This is a genomic window from Klebsiella sp. CB_Kp196 (genome assembly GCF_040061575.1).
Taxonomy (GTDB): Bacteria; Pseudomonadota; Gammaproteobacteria; order Enterobacterales; family Enterobacteriaceae; genus Klebsiella; species Klebsiella michiganensis.
The window spans coordinates 53098-72487 of record NZ_JBEAFH010000033.1 but is presented as its reverse complement, the minus strand read 5'-3'; the positions used below and the strand labels follow the sequence as shown (position 1 = coordinate 72487).

Annotated in this window: 19 protein-coding genes; 5 read left to right on the top strand and 14 right to left on the bottom strand. The window is 56.0% G+C overall.

What is annotated here, in order from left to right; translation table 11 throughout:
• Positions 1–67: 67 nt before the first annotated feature.
• Positions 68–718 (bottom strand): NAD(P)H-binding protein, encoded by a 651-nt coding sequence (locus ABLU87_RS07105; protein WP_102804061.1) that lies wholly within the window; start codon positions 716–718, stop codon positions 68–70.
• A 128-nt stretch (positions 719–846) separates the two neighbouring features.
• On the opposite strand from ABLU87_RS07105, the gene ABLU87_RS07100 reads away from it, so the two are divergent.
• Positions 847–1365: a type 1 glutamine amidotransferase domain-containing protein gene (locus tag ABLU87_RS07100; RefSeq protein ID WP_122116730.1), complete on the top strand. Its 519-nt coding sequence runs from the start codon at positions 847–849 to the stop codon at positions 1363–1365.
• Here ABLU87_RS07100 and ABLU87_RS07095 read toward each other — a convergent pair.
• Positions 1345–1788: a YhbP family protein gene (locus tag ABLU87_RS07095; RefSeq protein ID WP_046878315.1), complete on the bottom strand. Its 444-nt coding sequence runs from the start codon at positions 1786–1788 to the stop codon at positions 1345–1347. The genes ABLU87_RS07100 and ABLU87_RS07095 overlap by 21 nt on opposite strands.
• Positions 1789–1843: 55 nt before the next feature.
• Between ABLU87_RS07095 and ABLU87_RS07090 the strand changes: the two genes are divergently transcribed.
• The gene (locus ABLU87_RS07090; protein ID WP_004854522.1) at positions 1844–2128 is read left to right on the top strand and encodes a GIY-YIG nuclease family protein; all 285 of its coding nucleotides are present in this window, start codon (positions 1844–1846) and stop codon (positions 2126–2128) included.
• Here ABLU87_RS07090 and ABLU87_RS07085 read toward each other — a convergent pair.
• Both ABLU87_RS07085 and ABLU87_RS07080 read right to left on the bottom strand, forming a co-directional pair.
• Positions 2115–2618 (bottom strand): N-acetyltransferase, encoded by a 504-nt coding sequence (locus ABLU87_RS07085; protein WP_004125592.1) that lies wholly within the window; start codon positions 2616–2618, stop codon positions 2115–2117. The two genes, ABLU87_RS07090 and ABLU87_RS07085, sit on opposite strands and share 14 nt — an antisense overlap.
• Entirely contained in the window at positions 2612–3136 is a 525-nt protein-coding gene (locus ABLU87_RS07080) for an SCP2 domain-containing protein (RefSeq protein WP_004854523.1), read from the bottom strand. The genes ABLU87_RS07085 and ABLU87_RS07080 overlap by 7 nt, the downstream gene beginning before the upstream one ends.
• A 221-nt stretch (positions 3137–3357) precedes the next feature.
• Here ABLU87_RS07080 and ABLU87_RS07075 point away from each other — a divergent pair, with 221 nt between their 5' ends.
• From ABLU87_RS07075 to ABLU87_RS07065, 3 genes are all read left to right on the top strand, one after another.
• Positions 3358–4353: a peptidase U32 family protein gene (locus ABLU87_RS07075; protein WP_004106058.1), complete on the top strand. Its 996-nt coding sequence runs from the start codon at positions 3358–3360 to the stop codon at positions 4351–4353.
• An 8-nt stretch (positions 4354–4361) separates the two neighbouring features.
• Complete coding sequence (locus tag ABLU87_RS07070; protein ID WP_064404321.1) at positions 4362–5240, top strand: U32 family peptidase; 879 nt, start codon at positions 4362–4364, stop codon at positions 5238–5240.
• A gap of 143 nt (positions 5241–5383) precedes the next feature.
• Complete coding sequence (locus ABLU87_RS07065; protein ID WP_032693258.1) at positions 5384–6391, top strand: LLM class flavin-dependent oxidoreductase; 1008 nt, start codon at positions 5384–5386, stop codon at positions 6389–6391.
• A gap of 32 nt (positions 6392–6423) precedes the next feature.
• On the opposite strand, the gene mtr is transcribed toward ABLU87_RS07065, so the two are convergent.
• The 10 genes from mtr to nusA form a co-directional block, all read right to left on the bottom strand.
• Entirely contained in the window at positions 6424–7668 is a 1245-nt protein-coding gene (mtr, locus tag ABLU87_RS07060; RefSeq protein ID WP_025108146.1) for a tryptophan permease, read from the bottom strand.
• Positions 7669–7812: 144 nt separating this feature from the next.
• On the bottom strand, positions 7813–9774 hold the full coding sequence (locus ABLU87_RS07055; RefSeq protein WP_122116731.1) for a DEAD/DEAH family ATP-dependent RNA helicase: 1962 nt from the start codon (positions 9772–9774) through the stop codon (positions 7813–7815).
• Positions 9767–9847 (bottom strand): protein YrbN, encoded by an 81-nt coding sequence (gene yrbN, locus ABLU87_RS07050; RefSeq protein WP_085954934.1) that lies wholly within the window; start codon positions 9845–9847, stop codon positions 9767–9769. The genes ABLU87_RS07055 and yrbN overlap by 8 nt, the downstream gene beginning before the upstream one ends.
• A 100-nt stretch (positions 9848–9947) precedes the next feature.
• Entirely contained in the window at positions 9948–10832 is an 885-nt protein-coding gene (gene nlpI, locus ABLU87_RS07045) for a lipoprotein NlpI (protein WP_004854535.1), read from the bottom strand.
• A gap of 107 nt (positions 10833–10939) precedes the next feature.
• Complete coding sequence (gene pnp / locus ABLU87_RS07040) at positions 10940–13078, bottom strand: polyribonucleotide nucleotidyltransferase (protein ID WP_009651902.1); 2139 nt, start codon at positions 13076–13078, stop codon at positions 10940–10942.
• Positions 13079–13319: 241 nt separating this feature from the next.
• Positions 13320–13589 carry a 30S ribosomal protein S15 gene (gene rpsO, locus ABLU87_RS07035; protein WP_002918244.1) on the bottom strand — a complete coding sequence of 90 codons (270 nt, stop codon included), beginning with the start codon at positions 13587–13589 and terminating at the stop codon, positions 13320–13322.
• Positions 13590–13736: 147 nt separating this feature from the next.
• Positions 13737–14681 (bottom strand): tRNA pseudouridine(55) synthase TruB, encoded by a 945-nt coding sequence (truB, locus tag ABLU87_RS07030; RefSeq protein ID WP_122116732.1) that lies wholly within the window; start codon positions 14679–14681, stop codon positions 13737–13739.
• Positions 14681–15082: a 30S ribosome-binding factor RbfA gene (rbfA, locus tag ABLU87_RS07025; protein WP_004106092.1), complete on the bottom strand. Its 402-nt coding sequence runs from the start codon at positions 15080–15082 to the stop codon at positions 14681–14683. Before rbfA ends, truB begins: the two co-directional genes overlap by 1 nt.
• 91 nt (positions 15083–15173) lie before the next feature.
• The gene (infB, locus tag ABLU87_RS07020; protein ID WP_025108147.1) at positions 15174–17864 is read right to left on the bottom strand and encodes a translation initiation factor IF-2; all 2691 of its coding nucleotides are present in this window, start codon (positions 17862–17864) and stop codon (positions 15174–15176) included.
• A gap of 24 nt (positions 17865–17888) precedes the next feature.
• Positions 17889–19376: a transcription termination factor NusA gene (gene nusA / locus ABLU87_RS07015; RefSeq protein ID WP_122116733.1), complete on the bottom strand. Its 1488-nt coding sequence runs from the start codon at positions 19374–19376 to the stop codon at positions 17889–17891.
• Positions 19377–19390 lie beyond the last annotated feature (14 nt).

Genomic DNA, 19390 nt, shown 5'->3' with positions numbered 1-19390 from the left:
CATTCCCCAAGGAGTGTCATGATAAATTGAGGACATGAATACTACGCCTCCGGGGAAACTTTGGAAATCAGTAATCCCCCGCGCGCGTGGCCCTCTCACGCAGCTGCGACGAGGAGAGAATGCGGACGCCTTCCTGCGCGGGCGAGAGCGCCTCCGCGAGTAGCGCGCTTGCCACGTCCCGCGCGTCTATCGATTTCAGGTTGCCCGGCAGCAGGCTAAAAAGCGGCGCCAGGAGCGTCTCGCCGGTGCGTTTTTTTTCGCGCTCGCCTACCAGCATTGATGGACGGGCAATCGTCAACCTCGGCCACTGCTGCGCAATCAGCGCCTCTTCCATCTCGCCTTTTACCCGATTATAGAAAAAGGGGGAATGCGCGTTCGCCCCCATCGCGCTGACCACCAGCATATGCTGCGCGCCCAGCTTTTTCCCCACCAGTGCGGTATCAATGACCAGCGTATAATCGGCATGCACAAACGCCTCTTTGCTTCCCGCTTCCCGGCGGGTGGTCCCCAGGCAGCAGAAAACAATATCGACCGGATCGACCACCTGCGCCAGCGCGTCCGTGAGCTGCGGATCGTGCGGGTTAAATACGCCGGAGATATCGCTCAGCGGCCGACGCGTGGGCGCAGCAATGGACTTAATATCCTGTGCGTTGAGTAGCATTCGCAGTAAGTGACCACCAACTAACCCGGTTGCCCCCGTTAACAGTACTTGACTCATCGAAACTCCTTTGCAGATTTTTCTATGTTGCGATCCCAGCCTCATGTTCCAGACTTAATACTCTACGAGGTAATTATCCATCATCATCAGGGAAATGCCTCATTCCACACCGAAACACTGGAGGAAGAATGAGTAAGAAGATAGCCGTTTTAATTACCGACGACTTTGAAGACTCGGAGTTCACCTCACCCGCGGACGCCTACCGTCTGGCCGGACACAAGGTGGTGACCATTGAAAAACAGGCGGGGAAGAAGGTAAAAGGGAAAAAAGGGGAAGCTGAAGTCGTTATCGATAAAGCCATTGATGACGTCAGCCCTGCCGACTTCGACGCCCTGCTGCTGCCGGGCGGATATTCACCGGACTCGCTGCGCGGCGACGAACGCTTTGTCACCTTCACCCGCGATTTTGTCAACAGCGGCAAACCGGTCTTCGCCATCTGCCATGGCCCGCAGCTGTTGATTAGCGCCGATGTGATTCGCGGGCGTAAACTGACGGCCGTGAAGCCTATCGTAGTCGACGTGAAAAACGCCGGTGGCGAATTCTATGACCAGGAAGTGGTTATCGACAACGAACAGCTGGTGACCAGCAAAACCCCGGACGACCTGCCGGCGTTTAATCGTGAAGCCTTACGCCTGCTCGGCGCCTGATTCGCGCAGCCAGTGCAGCTTTTTCCCAAAGCCCAGCGTGTTATCGGTGAACTTGATCTCATCGGGACGAATCTCCCAGACTGGCGCCGATAGCATGCGGGCGACAGGAAAACGGCTGACGTAGCGCTTGCGCATCGCCGCCTCTTCTTCCCCGGTGAGGCGGCGAATTTTACCTTTGAACTGTACGCCGCGGATCAGCGCCACGCTCTTTGGCTGGCCGTTGACCGTCCCGGCCACGTTGGCGCTTTCCCCGGTCATTTGACCGTGGCGCGTTTTTTCATCGCTGAGCAGATAAAATGCGACCTTCTCCGGGTCATAAACGTAAAAAGCATTGGCGCACCACAGCTCATCATCGCGGGCGACGCACCAGGTCACGACGTGCTGCTTACCCAGCCAGCGGCCGATCGCGGCGAGCGTATCCATCTTTACTCTCCAGTATGTTATGGTGTTCACACCTTAACATAGCGACCTCTGTACCGTGTGCTGGTTTCTCTATCTGATTCGTACCGCCGATAATCGCCTTTATACCGGGATTACCACCGATGTTTCACGCCGCTTTTGCCAGCACCAGACTGGCAAGGGCGCGAAAGCGCTGCGTGGAAAAGGCGAGCTTGAGCTGGCCTTCAGTCAGGAAGTTGGTGAACGCTCACTAGCGTTACGGCTTGAGTATCGTATTAAGCAGCTAACGAAGCGCCAGAAAGAGCGCCTCGTTGCCGGGGACGGTTCATTTGAGGCGCTGCTGGAAAGCCTCAGAAGCGATTAAAGTGGTCGCTATATTCGACCAGCCCGCTCACGCCGTTCAGCGCGTCATCGGCCAGACGATGCACCTGGAAAGCCTCAGCGCTATCGGGCCAGCGGCAGCGCAGATCGAAACGCGCCGCGGGTTCAAAGCCCAGACGGCCATAGAGCGCCGGATCGCCAAGCGTCACGACGGCGGCATAGCCAAACTCGTTCAGGGAATCGAGCCCTTCATAGACCAGCTGACGCCCGATGCCCTGACCGCGGTAGCTTTCATCGACCGCCAGCGGAGCCAGTCCAACCCACTGCAGCTCTTCGCCTTCGACGGCGACCGGGCTAAAGGCCACGTAGCCTACGACCTGACCTTCGTCATCCGTCGCCACCACGCCCAGCGTGATCAGGCCATCTTCACGAAGACTGTGCACCAGCTGCGCTTCCGCGTCGCCGCCGAAGGTACGACGCAATAGAGCATCGATACCCGGCGCATCAATCCCAATCTCTACTCGAATCAGCATGCCTCACCTACCGATGTCTGTTCAGGTTTCTGCGGGCCTTTCAGGCCAGCTTCAACAAAGTCCGCCAGCTGCAGCAGCATAATACGCAGCGCCTTTGGCATCTGCTCCAGCTCAATGGCATCCATCAGGTTTTTTACATACAGTCCCAGCTCGGTATCGCCTTCGATAACCAGGCGACGCTGGAAGAACAGCGTATCCGGATCCTGCTTACGCGCCGCGATCATCAGCAGGTCGCTGGCGTCGGCGCTGAAGCTAACGTCCGCTTCAGCCGCAGGGCTGACCACCAGACGACCGTCCACCACCGAGGTATACCACAGCAGGCCGATGTCGCGCACATGAATACTTAACCAGCGCCCCTCGAGAAACTCCAGTTCCCCATCCGCCAGCGCCTGGCGAAATTGCCAGCTTAATACCTGTTCCAGCACCTGGCGCTTGAGGGCAAATGGCGCCAGCTTAACCGGCACGCTCATCATCGACGGGCCAAAGTGAACCAGTTTGGAACGCAGTTTATCCAACACAAGCTTTACTCCATGAATGCAATAGTTCCTCTATTGTGCCATATCAAATAAACGACATAGCGGCGTAAATCAACAAAATCACGATGCCGGGCCGCAGGTATTGATCCCGCCAATACGCTTTTAACTGCCTCAAATCAAAAATTGTCACCAAAAGGTTAACTAAAATCCCAGCTCATTAACCATCCAGCGTCCCTGACGGGCCGCGTTTTTCAGGAAAAATTATGGAGCTGCTCTGCCCAGCCGGTAACCTTCCGGCGCTTAAGGCGGCCATCGAAAACGGCGCCGATGCCGTCTATATCGGGCTGAAAGATGACACCAACGCCCGCCACTTTGCCGGCCTTAATTTCACCGAAAAGAAACTGCAGGAAGCCGTCAGCTTTGTGCACCAGCATCGTCGCAAACTGCATATTGCCATTAACACCTTCGCGCATCCTGATGGTTATGCCCGCTGGCAGCGCGCGGTCGACATGGCGGCGCAGCTGGGCGCCGACGCGCTGATCCTCGCCGATATCGCGATGCTGGAATACGCCGCCGAGCGTTATCCGCATATTGAGCGCCACGTTTCCGTCCAGGCCTCGGCCACCAACGAAGAGGCGGTAAAGTTTTATCATCGCAATTTTGACGTCGCCCGCGTGGTGCTGCCGCGCGTGCTGTCGATTCACCAGGTCAAACAGCTGGCGCGCGCCACGCCGGTGCCGCTGGAGGTTTTTGCCTTCGGTAGCCTGTGCATTATGGCGGAAGGGCGCTGCTACCTTTCCTCTTATCTGACCGGCGAATCGCCGAATACCGTCGGCGCCTGTTCGCCGGCGCGCTTCGTGCGCTGGCAGCAAACGCCGCAGGGGCTGGAATCACGCCTTAACGAAGTGCTGATTGACCGCTATCGGGACGGTGAAAACGCCGGCTATCCCACCCTCTGTAAAGGGCGGTATCTGGTCGACGGCGAACGCTACCACGCGCTGGAAGAGCCCACCAGCCTGAACACCCTGGAGCTGCTGCCGGAACTGATGGCGGCCAATATTGCCTCGGTGAAAATCGAGGGGCGCCAGCGCAGCCCGGCGTATGTTACCCAGGTGGCGAAAGTCTGGCGTCAGGCGATCGATCGCTGCAAAGCCGATCCGCAAAACTTCGTACCGCAGTCCGCGTGGATGGAGACCCTCGGTTCCATGTCCGAAGGTACGCAAACCACCCTTGGCGCCTATCACCGTAAATGGCAGTGAGAACAGCAATGAAATATTCATTAGGGCCGGTGCTTTATTACTGGCCAAAAGAGACGCTGGAAGATTTTTACCAGCAGGCGGCAAGCTGCAGCGCGGACACAATTTACCTCGGCGAAGCGGTATGCAGCAAACGTCGCGCCACCAAAGTCGGCGACTGGCTCGACATGGCAAAAACGCTGGCGGGAAGCGGTAAACAGGTGGTGCTTTCCACCCTCGCGCTGGTGCAGGCGTCCTCGGAGCTGGGCGAACTGAAGCGCTATGTCGATAACGGCGAATTTCTGATTGAAGCCAGCGATCTCGGCGTCGTTAACCTGTGCGCGGAACGTAAGCTGCCGTTCGTCGCCGGGCACGCGCTTAACTGCTACAACGCCGTCACCCTGCGTCTGCTGCTCAAGCAGGGCATGGTGCGCTGGTGTATGCCGGTCGAACTTTCCCGCGACTGGCTGGCGAATTTGCTGACCCAGTGCGACGAGCTGGGCATTCGCGACCGGTTTGAGGTAGAGGTCCTGAGCTACGGTCATCTGCCGCTGGCCTACTCCGCCCGCTGCTTTACCGCGCGCTCGGAAGACCGGCCGAAAGACGAGTGTGAAACCTGCTGCATAAAATACCCTAACGGGCGCGACGTGCTTTCGCAGGAGAACCAGCAGGTGTTCGTCCTCAACGGCATTCAGACCATGAGCGGCTACGTCTACAACCTCGGGAATGAGCTAAGCACCATGACCGGGCTGGTGGATATGGTTCGCCTGTCGCCGCTGGGTAGCGAGACCTTCGCTATGCTGGACGCCTTCCGGGCGAATGAAAACGGCGCGGCGCCGCTGCCGCTGACGGCGAACAGCGACTGCAACGGCTACTGGCGACGACTGGCCGGGCTGGAATTGCAGAGCTGATTAACCGCTCACTTTGTTAATGGCTATCGCTGCTTTTTAATGCACTATTAAAGATGCAGCTTTTCTGGCTGGCGTATCCTGGATACGCCAGGCTGGAAGAAGACCTTCAATCTGATGACGATGCTGTAGCAAAGTGAGCCTTTATGACTGACAAATCTGTTTCGTTCTCGGTGCTCGATCTGGCGCCGATCCCGCAAGGTTCTTCCGCAAAGGAAGCCTTCTCCCACTCTTTAGACCTGGCGCAGCTGGCGGAAAAGCGCGGCTATCACCGCTACTGGCTGGCCGAACACCATAATATGGTCGGTATCGCCAGCGCGGCGACTTCCGTACTGATTGGCTACCTTGCCGCGAATACCACCACTCTGCATCTGGGCTCCGGCGGCGTGATGCTGCCGAACCATTCGCCGCTGGTGATTGCCGAGCAGTTCGGTACGCTCAATACGCTCTACCCGGGACGCATCGATCTCGGCCTTGGCCGCGCGCCGGGCAGCGATCAGCCAACCATGCGCGCGCTGCGTCGCCATATGAGCGGCGATGTCGATAACTTCCCGCGCGATGTCGCGGAGCTGGTGGACTGGTTCGACGCCCGCGATCCTAATCCGCACGTGCGCCCGGTTCCCGGGTATGGCGAGAAGATCCCGGTCTGGCTGCTCGGCTCAAGCCTGTACAGCGCCCAGTTGGCGGCGCAGCTTGGGCTGCCGTTTGCCTTTGCCTCGCACTTCGCCCCGGATATGCTCTTTCAGGCCCTGCACCTCTACCGCACCCACTTCCAGCCGTCAGAGCGGTTAGCGAAGCCGTACGCGATGGTATGCATTAACATTATTGCCGCCGACAGCGACAGAGATGCGGAATTTCTGTTTACGTCCATGCAGCAGGCGTTCGTCAAACTGCGCCGCGGCGAGACCGGACAGCTGCCGCCGCCGGTGCAAAATATGCATCAGCTGTGGTCCGCTTCAGAGCAGTACGGCGTCGAAAAAGCGCTGAGCATGTCGCTGGTCGGCGATAAAGCGAAAATCCGTCACGGGCTGGAGTCGATCCTGCGGGAAACCCAGGCCGATGAAATCATGGTTAACGGCCAAATCTTCGATCATCAGGCGCGCCTGCATTCATTTGATTTGGCGATGCAGGTGAAAGAAGAGCTTCTCGGATAGTGAAAAATGCGGCATTTTTGCCGCATTTTCAATTAGTGATAGGTGGGTAATACGTTAAAGCTCGACAGGAAATGCACGATAACGTTACCCAGCCCGAACAGCAGAACCAAAGCAATCATCGGCTTTCCACCCCAAACGCGAAACAATGGGCTACCAAAGCGTTTGCGCGATGCGCGAGCCAGCAGCGCCGGTACAATTGCCGCCCAGATCGTCGCCGCCAGCCCCGCATAGCCGATCGCGTAGAGGAATCCGTTCGGCCACAGCAGGCCGCCCGCCATCGGCGGAACAAAGGTGAGAAGCGCGGTTTTAAAGCGTCCCAGCGCGGAGTCATCGAACCCGAACAGATCCGCCAAATAATCAAACAGACCGAGCGTCACGCCAAGGAATGAACTGGCAACGGCAAAGTTCGAAAAAATGACTAACAGCAGATCCAGACTCCGGCTGTTCAGTACCCCACTGAGCGCCTGGACCAGGACATCTATGTTGCCCCCCTTCTGCGCAATACCGATAAACTCAGGGCGTGGGATATTACCCATCGTCACCAGCAGCCACACCACGTACAGACCCAGCGCCAGCAGCGTACCGTAAACCAGACACTTAACGATTGTGCGCGGATCTTTGCCGTAGTACTTCATCAGGCTCGGCACGTTGCCGTGATAGCCGAAGGACGCGAGGCAGAACGGCAGCGTCATCAGCAGATAGGGCATATACGAGGCATTTTGTTCAGCCACGTTAAACAGGGTGGTCGGCTGAACGTGCCCCAACAGGCTGCCAAAGGTCAAAAAGAAGGTAATGACCTTAGCTCCCAGCACAATGGCCGTCATGCGGCTCACCGCTTTGGTGCTCAACCAGACGATAAACGCCACCAGCAGCGCAAAACCGAAACCTGCCGCCCTTGCCGGTACGTTCAGCGACATTTCGCTAAACGTATGGTGCAGAATCGAGCCGCTGGCGGAGATATAGGCGTAAGTCAGAATATAAAGAACAAAGGCGATCGACACGCCGTTAACCAGATTCCAGCCTTTGCCGAGCAGATCTTTAGTAATGGTATCGAAGCTCGAGCCAATCCGGTAATTCAGGTTCGCTTCGAGGATCATTAACCCGGAGTGAAGCATACAAAACCAGGTAAAAACCAGCGCCGCCAGAGACCAGAAGAACCACGCGCCGGACATCACAACCGGCAGTGAGAACATGCCCGCCCCAATAATCGTCCCGCCAATAATCACTACGCCGCCAAACAAGGACGGTCGGGTTGCCGTAGTGGTAAGTGTCGCCATTTGCCGAAATCTCCAGTCGAAAATACTTTTCTTGTTATCAACGTGACGCACTGTACCAGTACACGAGTACAAAGGGAATAAAAAAAGCCCCAATCATAAAGATCGGGGCTGTATCGTTTACTTTACGTTAGCGGAAAGCGCTAATTATGCATCGCCACCGAAACGACGACGACCTGCGGAGTCATCGCGACGCGGAGCTGAAGCATCATCGCGGCGCGGCGCGCGGCCACCTTCACGACGTTCGCCGCTGAAACGACGACCTTCACCACGGCCGCCTTCGCGACGCTCACCGCCGAAACCACGGCCTTCACGACGTTCACCGCCGCCGAAGCTACGACCGCCTTCACGACGCTCACCGCCGCCACGACGTTCGCCGCTGCGTTCAGGACGCGGCTGAGCATCGCCCAGCAGCTGCATGTTCATCGGCTTGTTCAGGATGCGGGTACGCGTAAAGTGCTGCAGCACTTCGCCCGGCATGCCTTTCGGCAGTTCGATGGTGGAGTGAGAACCAAACAGCTTGATGTTACCGATGTAACGGCTGCTGATGTCGCCTTCGTTAGCAATTGCGCCAACGATGTGACGAACTTCAACGCCGTCATCACGGCCCACTTCAATACGGTACAGTTCCATATCGCCAACGTCACGACGTTCACGCTTCGGACGATCTTCGCCGCTGCGTTCCGGACGGTCGCCGCGCGGGCCACGGTCGTTACGGTCGCCGCGACGTTCGAAACGATCGTCACGGTCGCGGAACTCGCGCTTAGGACGCATAGGCGCATCCGGCGGCAGGATCAGCGGACGTTCGCCCTGAGCCATTTTCAGCAGCGCGGCGGCCAGCGTTTCCACGTCCAGCTCTTCGCCTTCGGCAGACGGCTGGATTTTCGCCAGCAGCGCACGGTACTGATCCAGATCGCTGCTTTCCAGCTGCTGCTGAACTTTCGCCGCGAATTTTTCCAGACGGCGTTTGCCCAGCAGTTCTGCGTTCGGCAGTTCAACTTCCGGAATGGTCAGCTTCATCGTACGTTCGATATTGCGCAGCAGACGACGCTCGCGGTTCTCAACGAACAGCAGCGCGCGGCCAGCACGACCCGCACGACCGGTACGGCCGATACGGTGAACGTAAGACTCGGAATCCATCGGGATATCGTAGTTAACCACCAGGCTGATACGCTCAACGTCCAGGCCACGGGCCGCAACGTCGGTTGCAATCAGGATATCCAGACGACCGTCTTTCAGACGCTCCAGAGTCTGCTCACGCAGGGACTGGTTCATGTCGCCGTTCAGCGCAGCGCTGCTATAACCGCTACGCTCCAGCGCTTCGGCCACTTCCAGGGTCGCGTTTTTGGTACGAACGAAGATAATCGCCGCATCAAAATCTTCCGCTTCCAGGAAACGCACCAGCGCTTCGTTTTTACGCATACCGTAAGCAGTCCAGTAGCTCTGGCTGATGTCCGGGCGAGTTGTTACGCTCGACTGGATGCGCACTTCCTGCGGCTCTTTCATAAAGCGGCGGGTAATACGGCGAATGGCTTCCGGCATGGTGGCAGAGAACAGAGCGGTCTGATGACCCTCCGGGATCTGCGCCATAATGGTTTCTACGTCTTCGATGAAGCCCATGCGCAGCATTTCGTCAGCTTCATCCAGAACCAGACCGCTCAGCTTAGAGAGATCCAGCGTACCGCGTTTCAGGTGGTCCAGCAGACGACCCGGGGTACCGACAACGATTTGCGGCCCCTGACGCAGCGTGCGCAGCTGCACGTCATAACGCTGGCCGCCGTACAGGGCAACCACGTTTACGCCGCGCATATGTTTAGAGAATTCCGTCATTGCTTCAGCAACCTGTACCGCCAGTTCGCGGGTCGGCGCCAGCACCAGAATCTGCGGTGCTCTCAGCTCAGGATCGATGTTGTTCAGCAGCGGTAAAGAGAACGCTGCGGTTTTACCGCTACCCGTCTGGGCCATACCCAGAACGTCGCGGCCGCCCAGCAGATGCGGAATGCACTCAGCCTGGATCGGAGATGGTTTTTCGTAACCCAGATCGTTAAGCGCTTCAAGGATGGGAGCCTTCAGGCCCAGATCTGCAAAAGTGGTTTCGAATTCAGCCATGTAGTACGTGTGCCTCAAAATTAATGGCGGCCAGTCTACATAACTCATCGTGAAAATTTTCGGTAATTTTCATTGAAAAGTGTGAACCGGCTCAAAGTAGGTGTATTAACGAACAACAACGCCCTCACCCGCAAAGGTGATGGCAATCAAAAAAGGGCTGATGTGTTCGTCAGCTATTGCTGGTCCGATTCTGCCAGGTCATCTTGCTCCTGGCCCAAGAGCGATAATTCCAACAATGCGTATCGGTGCTCAACGTAGTTATGAACGTTGTTTGCGACCGCCAGTTTGAACAGTGCCGTAGCGCTGTCCTTGTCCCCCAGACTTAGGTAGTACTTACCTAAATAGAAGTTGGTTTCACTGAGATGCTCAGCGAGCGAGGTGTTATCCGTTGCGTCTGCCTTCAGACGGTCCATTAGCTCTTTTTCGCTAATGTCGCCAAGGTAGAACCCGACAATGTTCCATCCCCATTGTTCTTTATCCGACTTGTTTAAGCGCTGTCTCAGTGCTTCAAGCGCCTGCTTCTCATCGAGCTGACGCTCGGCGAGATAAAGCCACAGGCTTCGGAAAGGATCATTGGGATCGTCTTGATAAAACGCCAGCAGATCATCTTGCGCTAACTTAGCGCGACCGCCGTAATACAGGGCGATACCGCGATTTAAGTGCGCGTAGTTGTAAGTTGGATCAAGCTCAAGTACAGAATCAAACGCTTCATAGGCAGCATCAAAATTGCCTGCCTGCGTTAAGTAAATGCCTAAGTAATTGAATACTTCAGGCATATCCGGTCGGATTGCCAGCGCTTGTGAAAAATCATTTCGCGCTAATGCCCTCAGACCGAGACTATCATACAACACTCCGCGCTCATATAAAAGCTGTGCGCGTTCGTCATCGGTTAAAGCCCGACTGGCAAGAATTTGTTCCATGCGCGCCAGAATCACTTCCTGCTGCAAAGTCGGTTGCAATGGCACCGCGAGGACTGCGTCCTTACGCCAGGCAGAGTTGCTGCATCCTGCCAGCGTGAGAGCTGTCGCCACGAAACACCAGCGCAAAAAAGGCTTCATTTCCCACTCCCGAAGACAACGATTGGATGAACGTCCAGTTCCCCGGCTGCAAACAGGGCGTCCTGCCCGCAATGCGCCCTCCGCAATGCGGAGGGCAAACGGCAACCTTACTCGCCCTGCTGTTCGGCAGCCGGAGCTTCCGGCGCAGCCGCAGGCTGAGTTTGTTCAGTTGCTTCTTTGATGCTCAGACGGACACGGCCCTGACGGTCAACTTCCAGAACCTTAACCGGCACTTCCTGACCCATCTGCAGATAGTCGGTCACTTTCTCAACGCGCTTGTCGGCGATTTGAGAGATGTGAACCAGACCTTCTTTACCGCCGCCAATGGCAACAAACGCGCCAAAGTCAACGATACGGGTCACTTTACCGTTATAGATACGGCCAACTTCGATCTCAGCGGTGATCTCTTCGATACGACGAATCGCGTGCTGCGCTTTGTCGCCGTCGGTTGCCGCGATCTTCACGGTACCGTCATCTTCGATTTCGATAGTGGTGCCGGTTTCTTCGGTCAGCGCACGAATAACGGAACCGCCCTTACCGATAACGTCTTTGATTTTGTCCGGACTGATCTTGATCGTGTGGATACGCGGTGCGAATTCAGAGATATCGCCGCGCGGCGCGTTAATCGCCTGTTCCATCACGCCCAGGATGTGCAGACGCGCACCTTTAGCCTGGTTCAGAGCAACCTGCATGATCTCTTTGGTGATACCTTCAATTTTGATATCCATCTGCAGAGCAGAGATACCTTCGCGGGAACCCGCTACTTTGAAGTCCATATCGCCCAGGTGATCTTCATCGCCCAGAATGTCAGACAGTACAACGAAGTTGTCGCCTTCTTTCACCAGACCCATTGCGATACCCGCAACGGCGGCTTTCACCGGCACGCCTGCGTCCATCAGAGCCAGAGAAGCGCCACAGACGGAAGCCATGGAGGAGGAGCCGTTAGATTCGGTGATTTCAGAAACCACGCGAACGGTGTACGGGAACTCTTCGATAGTCGGCATCACGGCCAGTACGCCGCGCTTAGCCAGACGACCGTGACCAATTTCACGACGCTTCGGAGAACCGACCATTCCCGTTTCGCCTACGGAGTACGGAGGGAAGTTATAGTGGAACAGGAAGGAGTCCGTGCGCTCGCCCATCAGTTCATCGATATTCTGCGCGTCGCGTGCGGTGCCCAGGGTCGCAGTAACCAGCGCCTGAGTTTCGCCACGGGTAAACAGTGCGGAACCGTGGGTACGCGGCAGAACGCCGGTACGAACGTCCAGACCACGAATCATATCTTTTTCACGACCATCGATACGCGGCTCACCGGCCAGTACGCGGCTACGCACCACGTTTTTCTCGATTGCGTGCAGGATTTCGCCCAGTTCGTTAGCGTCCAGAGCTTCATCTTCCGCAACCAGGGTCGCGATAGTTTCAGATTTGATCACGTCAACCTGAGCATAGCGCTCCTGTTTGTCGGTGATACGGTAAGCATCGCTCAGGCGAGATTCAGCCAGCGCAGCAACGCGCGCGTTCAGCGCCGCATCAACCACTTCCGGCTGCCAGTCCCAGCGCGGCTTACCGGCTTCTTTCACCAGATCGTTGATGTTCTGAATAACCACCTGCTGCTGGTCGTGACCAAACACGACCGCGCCCAGCATCTGGTCTTCGCTCAGCAGTTCAGCTTCGGATTCAACCATCAGTACTGCGGCTTCGGTACCTGCGACAACCAGATCCAGTTTGCTGGACTTCAGCTCTTCCTGGGTCGGGTTCAGCACGTACTGGTCATTAATATAACCCACGCGAGCGGCGCCAATTGGGCCGTTGAACGGAATACCGGACAGGGACAGCGCTGCGGAAGCGCCGATCATCGCGACGATATCAGGGTTAACCTGCGGGTTAACGGAAACCACGGTCGCGATAACCTGAACTTCGTTAACGAAGCCTTCCGGGAACAGCGGGCGAACCGGGCGGTCAATCAGACGCGCGATCAGGGTTTCGCCTTCGCTCGGACGGCCTTCACGACGGAAGAAACCACCCGGGATTTTACCTGCAGCGTAGGTACGCTCTTGATAGTTAACGGTCAGCGGGAAGAAATCCTGGCCTGGCTTCGCTTTTTTCTGGCCCACAACGGTAACGAATACCGCGGTGTCATCCATGCTAACCATAACGGCGGCAGTTGCCTGGCGCGCCATCATGCCGGTCTCCAGCGTTACGGTATGTTGGCCGTACTGGAATTTACGAACGATCGGATTAAGCAAAATTCTATCCTTTTATCTATAGATGATGTCAAATCCACGATAAGACATCGTATGACCCGATCTTCTGCATCCTCGCGACTAATGACAACCTTTACCCGCCCCTGCGAGTCAAGCCTCTCATTAGCCGCGCGAACCTCTGCACGAAGATCATTAATAGCAACAATACATGAGTTTTTAATGAATTGCTGCCGCCCGGTCGAAAAAAGGGGCCGTGAGGCCCCTTCTTCTGAAACTCGCAGAATTAGCGACGCAGGCCCAGACGCTCGATCAGCGCAGAGTAACGTGCAACATCTTTACGTTTCAGGTAGTCGAGCAGTTTACGACGCTGAGAAACCATGCGCAGCAGACCACGACGGCTGTGGTGATCTTTTTTGTGCTCTGCAAAGTGACCCTGCAGGTGGTTGATCTGTGCAGTCAGCAGTGCAACCTGAACTTCAGTAGAACCGCTGTCGTTTTCGCCACGACCGAACTCAGAAACGATTTTTGCTTTAGCTTCAACGCTTAGAGACATTTTCGAACTCCAAAATTAAAAGAAAGAAAGGGTGCCGATCTCTAATTCAGCAACCCCTGATATAACGCTCGCAAATGTTAAAACACGTTGGCGAGTGTTAAGCGGCGATATTCTACTCGCAGCAGCCTTTTATCGCAAGGAAAGCGCTCAGACAGGGTATTCAACCACCAGACGACGAGGCGCCACGCGGCCTTCATCATCCATCTCACCCATACCAAGAAACTTCTCTTCAGCGCCTTCAGTAACGCGAACCAGCCCCTGCAGCGGCGCGCCCGATGTCCGCACCGGGTTACCGTTTTTAAAGTAGACGGCCGAGGTTTCCGGAATATTCACCAGCGGGTAATCCGAAGCCGGACTGTCCATCGGCAACAGCAGCGGGTCCAGCAGCTGGGCTGCGGGAATATCCTGCGCATGTGCTTGTTCGACAAGCGCCTGCAGCTGCTCCAGCGTCACCATCCGTTCGACGGGATATTTACTGACAGCCAGGCGACGCAGGAAAATGACGTGCGCACCGCACCCGAGTTTCTCGCCTAAGTCATCAATAATCGTGCGGATATAGGTGCCTTTCGAGCAGTGAATCTCCAGCTCGAGCTCCGTCCCCTCATGGCGAATAAACAGCAGCTCGTACACCGTAATCGGCCGGGATTCACGCGGTACTTCAATCCCCTGTCGGGCATATTCGTACAGCTTTTTCCCCTGGTATTTCAGCGCCGAATACATCGACGGTACCTGCTGGGTTTCGCCACGGAAGCCGTCGAGCGCTGCCGCCAGCTGCTCCGGGCTAAACGTCAGCGGACGCTCCTCCACCACCTGGCCATCGGCATCAGAGGTATCGGTGCGCTGGCCAAGCCTGGCAATGACGCGGTAGCGCTTGTCAGAATCGAGCAGATACTGGGAAAACTTTGTCGCTTCCCCGAGGCAAATCGGCAGCATACCGGTCGCCAGCGGATCCAGCGCCCCGGTGTGCCCTGCCCGATTAGCATTATAAAGCCGCTTAACTTTCTGCAGCACGTCGTTGCTGGATGCGCCCTGCGGTTTATCCAGCAACAGTACGCCATGCACGTCACGGCCGCGACGACGAGGACGACTCATTAGTCCTCCTTACTGTCGTCCGGGTTCACACGACGTTCATCGTCATGTTTTACCACGCTGGTCACCAGGTTCGACATGCGCATCCCTTCGACTAATGAATTGTCGTAGAAGAAAGTCAGCTCCGGCACGATACGCAGGCGCATCGCTTTGCCCAGCAGCGAGCGGATAAAACCAGACGCTTCCTGTAAGGCCTTGATCCCCGCTTTCACGGCGGCTTCGTCTTTGTCGTTCAGGAAGGTCACAAACACTTTGGCATAGGCCAGGTCGCGGGACATTTCAACGCCTGAAACGGTCGTCATCATGCCCAGACGCGGGTCTTTAATTTCGCGCTGCAGGATGATTGCGATCTCTTTTTGCATCTCCTGGGCCACGCGCTGCGGGCGACCAAATTCTTTCGCCATAATAAATTCTCCAGACAAATAAGGGGGCCACGCGGCCCCCTTTAATTTTGTATAACCGGGTGGCGCTGCGCTTCCCCGGCCTACTAAACGATTAATCGATGGTACGTTGAATCTCGATGATTTCGAACACTTCGATCATATCGCCAACGCGAACGTCGTTGTAGTTCTTAACGCCGATACCACACTCCATACCGTTACGAACTTCGTTAACGTCATCTTTGAAGCGGCGCAGGGATTCCAGCTCGCCTTCATAGATAACCACGTTGTCGCGCAGGACGCGGATTGGGTTATGACGCTTGATCGTACCTTCGGTAACCATACAGCCTGCGATGGCGCCGAATTTCGGCGATTTGAACACATCACGGACTTCAGCCAGACCAATGATCTGCTGTTTCAGTTCCGGAGACAGCATGCCGCTCATCGCTGCTTTCACTTCGTCGATCAGATGGTAGATGACGGAGTAGTAGCGCAGATCCAGGCTTTCCGCGTCGATAACTTTACGTGCGGATGCATCAGCACGTACGTTGAAGCCAACCAGAATCGCGTTGGATGCGGCCGCCAGGGTCGCGTCGGTTTCGGTGATACCACCTACGCCGGAACCGATAATCTTCACTTTCACTTCGTCGGTAGACAGTTTCAGCAAGGAGTCGGAGATCGCTTCCACAGAGCCCTGCACGTCCGCTTTGAGGACGATGTTCACTTCGTGAACTTCGCCTTCGGTCATGTTGGCGAACATGTTCTCAAGCTTAGATTTCTGCTGACGAGCCAGTTTAACTTCACGGAATTTACCCTGACGATACAGCGCAACTTCACGTGCTTTTTTCTCGTCACGCACAACGGTCACTTCGTCACCGGCAGCCGGTACACCTGACAGGCCAAGGATTTCCACCGGAATGGACGGACCCGCTTCCAGCACTTCCTGACCCAGTTCATTACGCATCGCACGAACGCGACCGTATTCGAAACCGCACAGGACGATGTCGCCTTTATGCAGCGTACCTTCGCGTACCAGAACGGTGGCAACCGGACCACGACCTTTATCGAGGAAGGATTCGATAACCGCGCCGCTCGCCATACCGTTGCGAACCGCTTTCAGCTCCAGAACTTCAGCCTGCAGCAGGATAGCATTCAGCAGATCGTCAATACCGGTACCGGCTTTAGCGGATACAGGGATGAACTGCGCTTCGCCACCCCACTCTTCCGGCATAACGCCGTACTGAGAGAGCTCGTTTTTAACGCGATCCAGGTCCGCTTCCGGCTTATCGATTTTGTTCACCGCAACCACCAGAGGTACCTGCGCCGCTTTCGCGTGCTGGATAGCTTCGATAGTCTGCGGCATTACGCCGTCGTCTGCCGCCACAACCAGAACCACGATATCCGTCGCCTGCGCACCACGAGCACGCATAGATGTAAACGCGGCGTGACCCGGGGTATCCAGGAAGGTGATCATACCGTTATCGGTTTCGACGTGGTACGCACCGATGTGCTGGGTAATGCCGCCCGCTTCGCCAGAGGCCACTTTCGTTGAACGAATGTAGTCCAGCAGAGAGGTTTTACCGTGGTCAACGTGACCCATGATGGTCACAACCGGTGCGCGCGGTTCAGCCGCAGCGCCGGTGTCACGGTCGCTCATTACCGCTTCTTCCAGCTCGTTTTCACGACGCAGGATAACTTTGTGGCCCATCTCTTCGGCAACCAGCTGTGCGGTTTCCTGGTCGATGACCTGGTTAATCGTCGCCATGGCGCCCAGCTTCATCATCGCTTTGATGACCTGAGAACCTTTGACGGCCATCTTGTTGGCCAGATCGCCAACGGTGATGGTTTCGCCGATGATAACATCACGGTTAACCGCCTGAGCCGGCTTCTGGAAGCCTTGCTGCAGAGCAGAACCTTTACGATGCTTGCCACCTTTACCGCCGCGAACGGCCGCACGGGCTTCTTCACGATCGGCTTTCGATTCAGCGTGTTTGTTGCCTTTCTTAGCCGGACGCGCTGCTTTCGCATTACGTCCACGGCCGCGACCGCCTTCAACTTCACGATCGTTATCGTCTTCAGCCTGACGCGCATGCTGAGAAGTCGTTACGTGATAGTCAGTGGTCTCTTCAGGGGTTTCTGGCGCTTCAGTCCAGTTCTTTTCATTTTCTTGAGCCATACGGCGTGCTTCTTCCGCTACACGGCGCGCTTCTTCTTCAAGTTTGCGGCGTGCTTCTTCTTCCGATTTGCGCTTCAGCTCCGCAGCTTCGTTTTCGCGGCGTTGCTTTTCAGCCTGGGCGGTTTTGGTCATATCGTCGGTTTGTTGATTGCTCACTTTGTCTTTTTCCGCGGCTTCACGTTTCGCTTTATCGGCGAGTTCACGTTTCGCTTGTTCTGCGGCCTCACGTTCAGCTTTTAATTGCGCCTCGCGTTTGGCAGCTTCTTCTGCCTCACGACGGGCTTGCTCTTCCGCTTCACGCTGCGCCTGCTCTTCCGCGGCAAGGCGTTCGGCCTCTTGCGGATCGCGTTTCACAAAGGTGCGTTTCTTGCGGACTTCGATTTGTACCGACTTACTCTTTCCACCGGTACCCGGAATATTTAACGTGCTGCGCGTTTTGCGCTGCAGCGTCAGCTTGTCGGGCGCTGAGCCGTGTTCACGGTTCAGGTGCGTCAACAAGGTTTGCTTCTCTTGCGCGGTCACAGAATCATCAGCCGATTTGCGGATCCCTGCATCAGCAAATTGCTGTATCAGGCGATCCACAGAGGTCTGAATCTCTGAGGCCAGCGCTTTAATGGTCACATCTGTCATGCTGTTCCTTCCTGCTACAGTTTATTACGCTTCGTCGCCGAACCAACAAATATTACGAGCGGCCATGATAAGTTCTCCGGCTTTCTCGTCGGTCAAGCCTTCGATATCAGCCAGATCATCAATGCCCTGCTCGGCGAGATCTTCCAGCGTACAAACACCACGGGCGGCCAGGGTGAATGCCAGAGCGCGATCCAAACCTTCCAGATTCAACAGATCGTCGGCAGGTTTGCTGTCACCCAGGCTCTCTTCTTTGGCCAGCGCCAGCGTGGTCAGCGCGTTTTTCGCCCGCTCACGAAGTGCTTCAACGGTCGCTTCATCCAGACCGTCAATTTCCAGCAGTTCTTTCATTGGCACATAGGCCAGTTCTTCCAGAGTGGCGAAACCTTCTTCAACCAGCAGCGTGGCGAAATCTTCATCAACATCAAGATATTTAGTGAAGGTATCAATCGCTGCATGGGCTTCAGCCTGATGCTTAGCCTGGAGGTCATCAACGGTCATGACGTTGAGTTCCCAGCCGCTCAGCTGAGACGCCAGACGGACGTTCTGACCGTTACGGCCAATGGCCTGCGCCAGGTTGCCCGCTTCTACTGCGATATCCATGGTGTGCTTGTCTTCATCTACCACGATAGATGCGACGTCAGCCGGAGCCATGGCGTTAATCACGAACTGCGCCGGGTTATCGTCCCACAGCACGATATCGATACGCTCGCCGCCCAGTTCAGTCGAGACTGCCTGAACGCGCGCGCCGCGCATACCGACGCAGGCGCCAACCGGATCGATGCGCTTGTCGTTGGTTTTAACCGCGATTTTGGCACGAGAGCCAGGATCGCGAGCCGCCGCTTTAATTTCGAGAACTTCTTCACCGATTTCCGGAACTTCAATGCGGAACAGTTCAACCAGCATTTCCGGCTTGGAGCGAGTCACGAACAGCTGCGCGCCGCGCGCTTCCGGACGAACTGCGTACAGTACGCCGCGGATACGGTCACCCGGACGGAAGTTCTCACGCGGCAGCATATCTTCGCGCAGGATCACGGCTTCAGCGTTGTTGCCCAGATCCAGCGTAATATTGTCGCGGTTCACTTTCTTCACTACGCCCGTGATGATTTCACCTTCGTGCTCACGGAACTGATCGACGACCATTGCGCGTTCGGCTTCACGTACTTTTTGTACGATAACCTGCTTCGCGGTCTGCGTAGTGATACGGTCAAAGGTGACAGACTCAATCTGGTCTTCGACGTAATCGCCAGGATTCATGCTTTCATCTTCGAAACGCGCAGCTTCCAGCGTGATTTCGCGAGTCGGCTGGGTCACTTCTTCAACAACCAGCCAACGACGGAATGTGTCGAAATCACCGCTTTTACGATCGATTTCTACGCGAACGTCGATCTCTTGCTCATATTTTTTCTTGGTAGCCGTTGCTAGCGCACTTTCCAACGCTTCGAAAATTTTCTCACGCGGCAGCGCCTTTTCGTTGGAAACGGCTTCAACAACAGCCAAAATTTCTTTGTTCATCGGGGCCTTTCACC